Consider the following 8,794-nt stretch of genomic DNA (forward strand, 5'->3'; position numbering starts at 1 on the left):
GCTGGTAACCATGACTCGAAACGAGATCACCGAACAGATCGTGCTCGCCCGCCTGGCCAAGGGCCTGACCTGGCAGGAGCTGGCCGACGCCATCGATCGACCGGTCGTGTGGACCACCTCGGCACTACTCGGCCAGCAGCCGATTCCCGCCGAACTGGGCAAGGTGCTGGTTGAGATGCTGGGCCTCGACGAGTCGGCGGTCCCGGTGCTGGCCGCACCGCCCATGCGCGGCGGGCTGCCCACCGCTGTACCCACCGACCCGACCATCTACCGCTTCTACGAGGCGCTGCAGGTCTACGGTCCGGCGCTCAAAGAACTCATCCATGAGCAGTTCGGCGACGGCATCATGAGCGCGATCAACTTCAGCGTCGACCTGCAGAAGAAATCGCACACCTCCGGTGACCGGGTGGTAGTCAGCTTCGACGGCAAGTTCCTTCCTTACGACTGGGTCTCCGCCCAACCGTAAAGAATTCGTCAAGAGGCAAGCGCCGCAAGCCGTCTGCGCCTAGTTTGCAGTTAATGCGCGGTCCATACTTTGAGGCCGATTGGCGGCGCGAGGCGCTGCGAACCAACCTGTGGCTGATCCCGGTGATCGAGACGGTCGCTGCCGTCGTGCTGTTCATGGTCAGCTACACCGTCGACCGCTCCGCGTATGACGGACTGATCCGGCTGCCGCCGTGGGTGCTCAGCGGCACCGCCGACGTGGCGCGAGTCCTGCTGGCCACCGTCGCGGCGGCAATTATCACCGTCGTCGGCATCGTCTTCTCGATCACCATCGTCGCGCTGACGCTGGCCTCCACCCAGTTCGGCCCTCGGATGCTACGCAACTTCGTGCGCGACCCTGGAACTCAGTTGGCCCTGGGCACATTCGTGGCGAGCTTCTGCTACGCGATGATCACCCTGGTCTCGGTCGGCGGTGGGCCACACGGTGACTTCGTGCCGCATTTGTCGATCACCGTGACCCTGCTACTCACGCTGTTCGACGTGGCTGTGCTGATCTACTTCCTCAACCACATCGCGACCATGATTCAACTTCCGGTGGTGATCGCCAACATTGCCACGACGCTGGTCAACGAGGTCACGGCGATGGAGAGCGCCGACGCGTTCGGCGTCGGTGTGGCGCGCGGCCCGTCGCACGAGGAACTGCTGGCGCGGTTGGCCGACTCTGGTGCCCCGATCCGCACACCACGCAGCGGCTATCTCCAAGTCATCCGCCACGACGTACTGGTGAAGATCGCCACGACGGCCGATGCGGTCGTCCAATTACCGCACCGGCCCGGGCATTTCATGGTCGCGGGTCAGGTGATCGCTCAAGTGTGGCCGCCCGAGGCAGCCGAATCGGTAGCCGATCGGTTGGCGCTGGGGCACGTCGCGGGCGCGTATCGCACACTTCCGCAAGATGTTTCGTTCGGGTTCGATCAACTGGTCGAGATCGCCCTGCGCGCGTTGTCGCCGGCGGTCAACGACACCTTTACCGGGATGACCTGCGTCGACTGGATCGCCGACTGCCTGTGCCGAATCGCGCCGGTATGGCATCCGCACCGGATCCGCCGCGACAACGACGGCACTATCCGTGTCATCGCCTTCCAGCCCGATTTCGATCGGCTCGTCGAGCGCGCCTTCGACACCATTCGCCAGGCTGCAATTGGCATGCCCGCCATCATGATTCGGCAACTGGATGCGCTGGCAAAGGTCATCGAGCAGATTCCGGACCGGGCCCGACGTACCGCGTTGATCCGCCAGGCTGAGGCGATCCAGCGGGCCAACCTCGCCACCGTCGCCGATCCTTCCGACCGCGACGACGTCACGCGACGCTACGAGGCAGTCATGGCGCTGGTCGCGCCAGCGGCTACAGTTCGGGCGTGACCACCGAACCCACCGAACTGAAGGCGGACCTCGTCCTCTCGGGTGGCGGCGTCAAGGGCATCGGACTGGCCGGCACCGCCGTAGCGCTGATGGAAGCCGGGTATGCGATCCAGCGGGTGTCCGGCACATCGGCCGGCTCGGTCGTGGGCGCGATCCTGGCTGCCGGCGCCGACGAACTGACCCCCGAGCAGGTCGAGCAGCTCACCATGACGCTGCCGTACCGCAAATTCCTCGACCCGACCCGCGTCACCGGCATCCCGCTTCTCGGCCCCGCATGGGGCGTGCTCAGCGAAACCGGCATCTACAAAGGCGATTTCGCCCACGACTGGATCCGCTCCGAGCTGGCCAACCTCGGCGTGCGCACCTTCGGCGACCTGGCCATCGACGCCGACAGCGTCCCTGCCGAGCAGCGCTACCGGCTGGTGGTCACCGCATCCGACGTGACGACCGGCCAACTGGTCCGGTTGCCGTGGGACTACCGGCGGCTCTACGGACTGGACCCCGACGAGCAACAGGTCGCCGACGCGGTACGCGCCTCGATGTCGATTCCGTTCTTCTTCCGGGCAGCCAAGTTGACCAGTGCCGACGGCTTGACCTCGACACTGGTGGACGGCGGCATGCTCTCGAATTTCCCCATCGATTCCTTCGACCGACGCGACGGCAAACCGCCTCGCTGGCCGACCTTCGGAGTCACGTTGCTGCCCAACCTTCCGCAAGGCAACGACAAAGTGATTCCGGCTCTGGCGCCGGTGAATTGGGTCTTCGGCGGCCCGCCGCTGATCGAAGCACTGATCACCACGATGATCGTCGGCCGCGACCAGGCCTACCTGAACCAACCCTGGGTCAACTCGCGCGCGATCCGCGTCGACTCGTCGAAAGTCGGATTTCTCGACTTCAACATCGGCCAGAAGCAGATGCAAGAGCTCTACCAGAGCGGCCACCTCGCAGCCGACGAATTCCTGTCCACCTGGAACTGGGACGAATACCTCGAGCGCTTCCGGCGCCCGGGACCCTGAGGTTAAACCTCGAATTCGGCTGCCATGTTGTCGATTCCGGCGCGAATGGCGGTCAGCGCTTCGGCCCGGGTCCGCAGCTTCGTCCCGACATGGGCGTGCTGCTTGAGCGTGGTGAATTCCCGCGCGGCCTCCTCGGCGCGGCAGAGCACCATATCGGGCAGCACGATCTCGTCGATCCAGCCGGCCGCCACCGCAGTCTCGCCGAAGAACGTCTTGGAGAGGCCGGCGGCCTGCTGGTACGCCGACCGGGTCAATCGCAGCTTCATGACTTCCAGCGCCGCGTACGGAATCGTCATCCCGATCGCGACCTCGTTGGCCTGAATGTTGGAGGCCGGAGCCGCAACTCGGTGATCGCCGCTGGCCAGCAGGAAAGCTCCCATCGCGATGGCGTGGCCGGTGCAGGCCATCACGACCGGCTTGGGGTACGACAGCAGCCGGTGCGATAGCTCGAAGCCACCCTTGAGCATGTCGATCGCGGGCTGAACCTCACCGGACGTCAGAACCTTCAGGTCGAACCCGCCGCTGAAAACCCGGTCGTTTCCGGCGATCACGACGGCGGCGGCATCGTCACGGTCGGCGTGGTCGAGCGCATCGTTGAGGGCCTGCTGCATCGTCGGTCCGAGAACGTTGACTTTGCCGTCGTCCATGGTGATGAACGCAATGGACTCATCGAGGCGATATGTGACCGGACCGTCGCTCATGGAGTCGATTGAATCAGACCACTCGCTCGCCGCGGTGCTTGCCCAGTTCATCTTCGGCGTCACCCCAGCTCAGGCTGACATCGGTCGGCGGCGCCTCGATCTGCCGCATGCGCCACCGATCCTTGGTCTCGTCGACCGCGCGGTTGATGCGCTCGATCTCGGCGCGGAACACGTCGGCGCGAGTTTCCTTGGTGGCGTAGTGGAAATAGGTCAACAGACTGCGTAACAACTCCAGCTTCTGCTTTTCCCGCTTGGCCAGGTTGTGGTTGGTCATCAACTCGATCCGCTGCACCGGCGGCAACGACGCCCAGTCGAGCACCACCTTGGTCTCCAGCGAACGCCGGGCGCGCCGCCAGAACTTCCAGCGGCGGGGAACCTCGACGCGGTCGTAGTAGGTCACCGTGCCCGGGAATCGGGATTCGATGCCGTCGCCGAGCTCCGTGCGGTCCAGCGCTGAATCCCACACCGTGCGCCATTCCTGGCCGGGCGCCAGCGTCGGCAACTGGTGGGGGAGTTGCAGCTCGACGACATCGGCATAGCCGTCGGTGGCGTTCTCGTATTCGGCGACGGTCGGTGGCTGCGGAAATGTGAATGAAACGTCGTAGGCGGGGGTCTTGCCGAAATTCCGCACGACCAGCTCGATCACATGCCAGTCCGCAGCGTGCGGCTCCATGAACATCCCGACGTGCGGGCGGTTTTCTTCGGATGCCAGTCGACGATTGCGGCGAATTTGCCTATTCGCGTAAATGAGGGCGATGACACCGAGGCCGAGCAGTGCCCACACCGCCCATGCCAACCAGGTAGCCGACCCCGCGCCCGCCACCTGATGCCACCGATCGTGGAACCATTCCACTGGAGAACCCATCCCTCCGCTCATAGCACAGCGCTTACACCGGTGAGAATTCGCTGGAGAGTTCGTCTGCGCACGATTATGCGCCCATCAGTGTTCGCCACTGATCAAGATCAGTGACCCGATAGACGTAATTTGATCGCTTGACCTCCGACAGCGAGGCACTCGGTTCCAGCGAATACCAGTGTCCGGGAAATACCGTCGGATCACCAGATAACTGCGCAAGTTTCTGCAGGCTGCGAAATATTTCGTCGGAATCCCCGCCGGGAAAGTCGGTGCGCCCGCAACCCTCCAAAAACAATGTGTCGCCGGCGATCAGTCGGCCGTCGAGCAAAAAGCATTGGCTGCCCGGCGTGTGACCGGGGGTATGCAGCAGTTCGATGTCGATGGCGCCGACGCTGACCTTGTCGCCGTGCTGATGCGAGGTGAGATCGCTCAGCGGGATGCCGGTGATACGCGAAACAAACAGTGCCTCTTCGGAATTGACGTGGACGGGAACGCTGACGCGCTCGAGCAGCTCGGCCAGCCCCTTCAGCTCGAAGCCCATCATCGAGCCGCCGACATGGTCGGGGTGGTGGTGGGTGACCAGCACGCCGGAAAGGTGCATACCGTCGGCCTCGAGCGCATCGACCAGCTCGCCGGAGGCGTACGCGGGGTCGACGACGACACAGTCACCGGTCTGCCGGTCGCCGATCAAGTAGGCGAAGTTGCGCATCTGCGCCGCGATCCCGTCGCCCTGGGCGAAGTCGCGGCCGGAGAGCAGTTGGCGGAAGTACAACCGGTCGGTGTCAGACACCCGCTCAGCCTAAGGGGGCCGGCGACGCGGGGTAAACCTCACCGTTTGGTGCCCTTGCGGACCAGGCTGTACCCTCTTTTAGGCCCGAGGCATGACCCCAGCGGTCCGACGGGTGCGGCCCCCTTAGCTCAGTCGGTAGAGCGTTTCCATGGTAAGGAAAAGGTCAACGGTTCGATTCCGTTAGGGGGCTCGGCGCACGCCGAGCAGACAGGCGGCCCAGAACGAAGGCAATGCAGTCCCGAGGCGGTGTAGCTCAGTCGGTTAGAGCGAACGACTCATAATCGTTAGGTCGCCGGTTCGAGTCCGGCCATCGCTACAACACAACAACGAACGAAACCCGAAAAGAGAACCGACGTGGCCTCCAGTACCGACGTACGGCCCAAGATCACCTTGGCGTGCGAGGTGTGCAAGCACCGCAACTACATCACCAAGAAGAACCGCCGCAACGACCCCGACCGGCTGGAGCTGAAGAAGTTTTGCCCGAACTGCGGCAAACACCAGGCTCACCGTGAGACACGCTGACGCCGCCCGTCAGCTATGTACTCAGACTGACTAGGTAGATTCAACAACCATGTCGCTGGGCCAAGGTGCGGTCGGCAAGCGTTTCCGCTATCCCGACTACTACATCGTCGAGCGGGAGAAGATTCGCGAATATGCGGTCGCAGTCAAGAACGAGGACGCCCCGTTCTTCGAGGAGAAGGCGGCCGCCGAACTCGGCTACGACGGGCTGGTCGCCCCTCTGACGTTCATTTCGGTCTTCGGCTACAAGGCGGTGGCGGCGTTCTTCGACGATGCCAACATCGAGATCCAAGAAGCGCAGGTGGTGCAGGTCGACCAGGAGCTGAAGTTCATGGCGCCGATCAAGGTGGGGGATCGTTTGTACTGCGATGTGGCCGTCGAATCGGTCCGGCGCGCACACGGCACCGACATCATCGTGACCAAGCAGACCATCACCAACGACGCTGGTGACGTGGTTCAGGAGACTTATACGACCCTGGCGGGTCGTGTAGGTGAAGACGGAGAAGAGGGTTTCAAGCATGCCACTGCGTGAGTTCGATTCGGTGAAGGTGGGTGACCAACTGCCGGAGAAGATCTACCCGCTTACCCGTCAGGATCTGGTGAACTATGCGGGTGTCTCCGGCGATCTGAACCCGATCCACTGGGATGAGGAGATCGCCAAGGTGGTCGGTCTGGACACCGTGATCGCACACGGCATGCTGACCATGGGCCTGGGCGGCGGCTTTGTCACCGCGTGGGTCGGCGATCCCGGCGCGGTCACCGAGTACAACGTGCGATTCACCGCGGTGGTACCGGTGCCCAACGACGAGAAGGGCGCCGAGATCGTGTTCACCGGCAGGGTGAAGTCCGTCGACCCGGCAAGCAAGTCAGTGACGATCGCGCTGACGGCCACGACCGACGGAAAGAAGATCTTCGGTCGCGCGGTCGCTTCGGCGAAGCTGGCGTGACGGTGGCGATCAATACCGACATCAACGGGATGTCGTGGGAGTACCCGGACAGCTACGTGGTGGGCCGGGAGAAGGTGCGCGAATTCGCCAAGGCGGTCAAGGCCGACGATCCGGCATGTCTGGATGAAAAGGCGGCCGCCGAGCTCGGTTACGATGCCATCGTCGCGCCGCCGACTTTCGTCACGATCCTCGGAAAGATGGTCCAGGCGGACTTCATGCGGAAGGTCGATACCGGCTACGAGTCGCTGCAGATGGTCCAGGTCGACCAGCGCTTCGTCTTCCACAAGCCGATCCTTGCCGGCGACGTGCTGCACGCCCGGATGGAAGTCCACTCGGTCGTCGAACGGTTCGGCGCCGACATCGTGGTCACCAGGAACACCTGCACCAACGACGCCGGAGAGGTCGTGCTGGAGGCCTACACCACGGTGATGGGTCACGAGGGCGACGACTCGATCAACCTCAAGTGGGACATAGAGAGCGGCCAGATCGTCAGGACGGCGTAATTAGTACCTGACACCTGCTGCGATGTACACTCGCAGCTCGGGGTTTTCCCATTACCAGCGTGTTTTTCCGGACTGGAGAGCGCGCGCGTCGTGTAAGGCCCCGGCACGCGCAGGTTGGCCTGCCAACCAGCGAAGGGGCGTAGCTCAATTGGCAGAGCAGCGGTCTCCAAAACCGCAGGTTGCAGGTTCAAGTCCTGTCGCCCCTGCAAGGCGTCGGGTGACGATGCGGGCCGGGACGGCCCGAGGAGGAACCGGACCTGGAATGGTGGACACTGGAAGGTGACCACCACCCACACGATTGAACGAAGGAGCATGCGGTGAGCGACGAACGCGACGATGCCGACGCCGCAGCCGACGGCGCCGGAGCCGACGACTCCCAAGGGGGCCGGACGGCTGTGGTGACGCGCCCGCAGCGGCCCACCGGCAAGCGGTCCCGTCAGCTCGCCGAGGATGCGTCCGGTGCGGTCGAGCTCACCGAGAGCGACGCCGACGATGAGACGGGCAAGAAAGCCAAGAAGGCGAAGAAGGTCAAAAAGGCCGCCAAGTCGGGCCAGCCGTCGAGCAACCCGATCGTCTTCGTATTCACCTATCTCAAGCAGGTCGTCGCCGAGCTGCGCAAGGTCATCTGGCCCAACCGCAAGCAGATGGGCACGTACACCTCGGTGGTATTGGCCTTCCTGGTGTTCATGGTGACGTTGATCGGCCTGGTGGATCTGGGCTTGGCCAAGCTGGTGCTGCTGGTGTTCGGCTGAGCTTTCGAGAACCACCACAAGCTGACAGACAAGGAAGGACCCGTAAACCGTGACTACCTCCGACGGCGATCTGCCGGTGGGTGAGACGGTCGACATCGAAGCTGCGTTGCAAGAGGTCACCGCTGACGATGCGCCCGAGACGGCCAACGCCGAACCGGTGGCTGCCGACGCCGAACCGGTGGCTGCCGACGCCGAACCGGCAGCCGACGAAATCGTGGCAGCCGAGGAGCCGGCTGAGCCCGAAGAGGTCGACCCGGCCACCGCGCTGAAAGCCGAGCTGCGCTCCAAGCCCGGCGATTGGTATGTCATCCACTCCTATGCCGGATACGAGAACAAGGTGAAAGCCAACCTCGAGACCCGCGTACAGAACCTGGACGTCGGCGACTACATCTTCCAGGTGGAAGTGCCCACCGAAGAGGTCACCGAGATCAAGAACGGCCAGCGCAAGCAGGTCAACCGCAAGGTACTGCCCGGCTACATCCTGGTGCGGATGGACCTGACCGACGATTCGTGGTCCGCGGTGCGCAACACCCCGGGTGTCACCGGATTCGTCGGCGCGACATCTCGTCCGTCAGCGCTCACCCTCGACGACGTGGTGAAGTTCCTGCTGCCGCAGGGCGCGGCCAAGAAGGCCGCCAAGGGCGCCGCGAGCACCGCGACCGCCGTCAGCGATGGCGGCCTGGAACGTGCCGTGGTCGAGGTCGACTACGAGGTCGGCGAGTCGGTCACCGTCATGGACGGGCCGTTCGCCACGCTGCCGGCGACGATCAACGAGGTCAACGCCGAACAACAGAAACTCAAGGTGCTGGTGTCCATCTTCGGCCGCGAAACACCTGTGGAACTG

Annotated in this window: 12 protein-coding genes and 3 tRNA genes; 12 read left to right on the forward strand and 3 right to left on the reverse strand. The window is 63.7% G+C overall.

Annotated features, from left to right (window positions below):
- Nucleotides 1-10 precede the first annotated feature (10 nt).
- From cynS to VGG53_RS04930, 3 genes are read left to right on the forward strand one after another with little or no spacing between them, the layout of a single operon-like run.
- A complete protein-coding gene (cynS, locus tag VGG53_RS04920; RefSeq protein ID WP_331516878.1) occupies nucleotides 11-466 on the forward strand; it encodes a cyanase in 456 nt (151 codons plus the stop codon).
- 53 nt (nucleotides 467-519) lie between these two features.
- The gene (locus tag VGG53_RS04925; protein ID WP_331516869.1) at nucleotides 520-1,866 is read left to right on the forward strand and encodes a DUF2254 domain-containing protein; all 1,347 of its coding nucleotides are present in this window, start codon (nucleotides 520-522) and stop codon (nucleotides 1,864-1,866) included.
- A complete protein-coding gene (locus VGG53_RS04930) occupies nucleotides 1,863-2,882 on the forward strand; it encodes a patatin-like phospholipase family protein (RefSeq protein WP_331516870.1) in 1,020 nt (339 codons plus the stop codon). Before VGG53_RS04925 ends, VGG53_RS04930 begins: the two co-directional genes overlap by 4 nt.
- 2 nt (nucleotides 2,883-2,884) lie before the next feature.
- On the opposite strand, the gene VGG53_RS04935 is transcribed toward VGG53_RS04930, so the two are convergent.
- The 3 genes from VGG53_RS04935 to VGG53_RS04945 all read right to left on the reverse strand — a co-directional run bounded on the left by VGG53_RS04935 (nucleotide 2,885) and on the right by VGG53_RS04945 (nucleotide 5,229).
- Entirely contained in the window at nucleotides 2,885-3,583 is a 699-nt protein-coding gene (locus tag VGG53_RS04935) for a crotonase/enoyl-CoA hydratase family protein (RefSeq protein WP_331516871.1), read from the reverse strand.
- Nucleotides 3,584-3,596: 13 nt separating this feature from the next.
- On the reverse strand, nucleotides 3,597-4,448 hold the full coding sequence (locus VGG53_RS04940) for a hypothetical protein (protein WP_331516872.1): 852 nt from the start codon (nucleotides 4,446-4,448) through the stop codon (nucleotides 3,597-3,599).
- Nucleotides 4,449-4,512: 64 nt separating this feature from the next.
- A complete protein-coding gene (locus tag VGG53_RS04945) occupies nucleotides 4,513-5,229 on the reverse strand; it encodes an MBL fold metallo-hydrolase (protein WP_331516873.1) in 717 nt (238 codons plus the stop codon).
- Nucleotides 5,230-5,346: 117 nt separating this feature from the next.
- Between VGG53_RS04945 and VGG53_RS04950 the strand changes: the two genes are divergently transcribed.
- The 9 genes from VGG53_RS04950 to nusG form a co-directional block, all read left to right on the forward strand.
- Nucleotides 5,347-5,419: transfer RNA gene (locus VGG53_RS04950), tRNA-Thr, on the forward strand.
- A gap of 52 nt (nucleotides 5,420-5,471) precedes the next feature.
- A tRNA-Met gene (locus tag VGG53_RS04955) sits at nucleotides 5,472-5,545 on the forward strand.
- A 38-nt stretch (nucleotides 5,546-5,583) separates the two neighbouring features.
- Nucleotides 5,584-5,751 (forward strand): 50S ribosomal protein L33, encoded by a 168-nt coding sequence (gene rpmG / locus VGG53_RS04960; protein WP_003898538.1) that lies wholly within the window; start codon nucleotides 5,584-5,586, stop codon nucleotides 5,749-5,751.
- Between the two features lie 49 nt (nucleotides 5,752-5,800).
- Nucleotides 5,801-6,280: a (3R)-hydroxyacyl-ACP dehydratase subunit HadA gene (gene hadA / locus VGG53_RS04965; protein ID WP_331516874.1), complete on the forward strand. Its 480-nt coding sequence runs from the start codon at nucleotides 5,801-5,803 to the stop codon at nucleotides 6,278-6,280.
- Nucleotides 6,267-6,695 carry a (3R)-hydroxyacyl-ACP dehydratase subunit HadB gene (gene hadB / locus VGG53_RS04970; protein ID WP_331516875.1) on the forward strand — a complete coding sequence of 143 codons (429 nt, stop codon included), beginning with the start codon at nucleotides 6,267-6,269 and terminating at the stop codon, nucleotides 6,693-6,695. The genes hadA and hadB overlap by 14 nt, the downstream gene beginning before the upstream one ends.
- Before the next feature lie 2 nt (nucleotides 6,696-6,697).
- Complete coding sequence (gene hadC / locus VGG53_RS04975; RefSeq protein ID WP_331516876.1) at nucleotides 6,698-7,198, forward strand: (3R)-hydroxyacyl-ACP dehydratase subunit HadC; 501 nt, start codon at nucleotides 6,698-6,700, stop codon at nucleotides 7,196-7,198.
- A gap of 133 nt (nucleotides 7,199-7,331) precedes the next feature.
- Nucleotides 7,332-7,404, forward strand: a tRNA-Trp gene (locus tag VGG53_RS04980).
- Nucleotides 7,405-7,515: 111 nt separating this feature from the next.
- Entirely contained in the window at nucleotides 7,516-7,950 is a 435-nt protein-coding gene (gene secE, locus VGG53_RS04985) for a preprotein translocase subunit SecE (RefSeq protein ID WP_331516877.1), read from the forward strand.
- A gap of 178 nt (nucleotides 7,951-8,128) precedes the next feature.
- A partial coding sequence (nusG, locus tag VGG53_RS04990) for a transcription termination/antitermination protein NusG (RefSeq protein WP_414688884.1) occupies nucleotides 8,129-8,794 on the forward strand: 666 nt, incomplete at its 3' end.

The organism is Mycobacterium sp. (assembly GCF_036490025.1).
Classification (GTDB): Bacteria; Actinomycetota; Actinomycetes; order Mycobacteriales; family Mycobacteriaceae; genus Mycobacterium.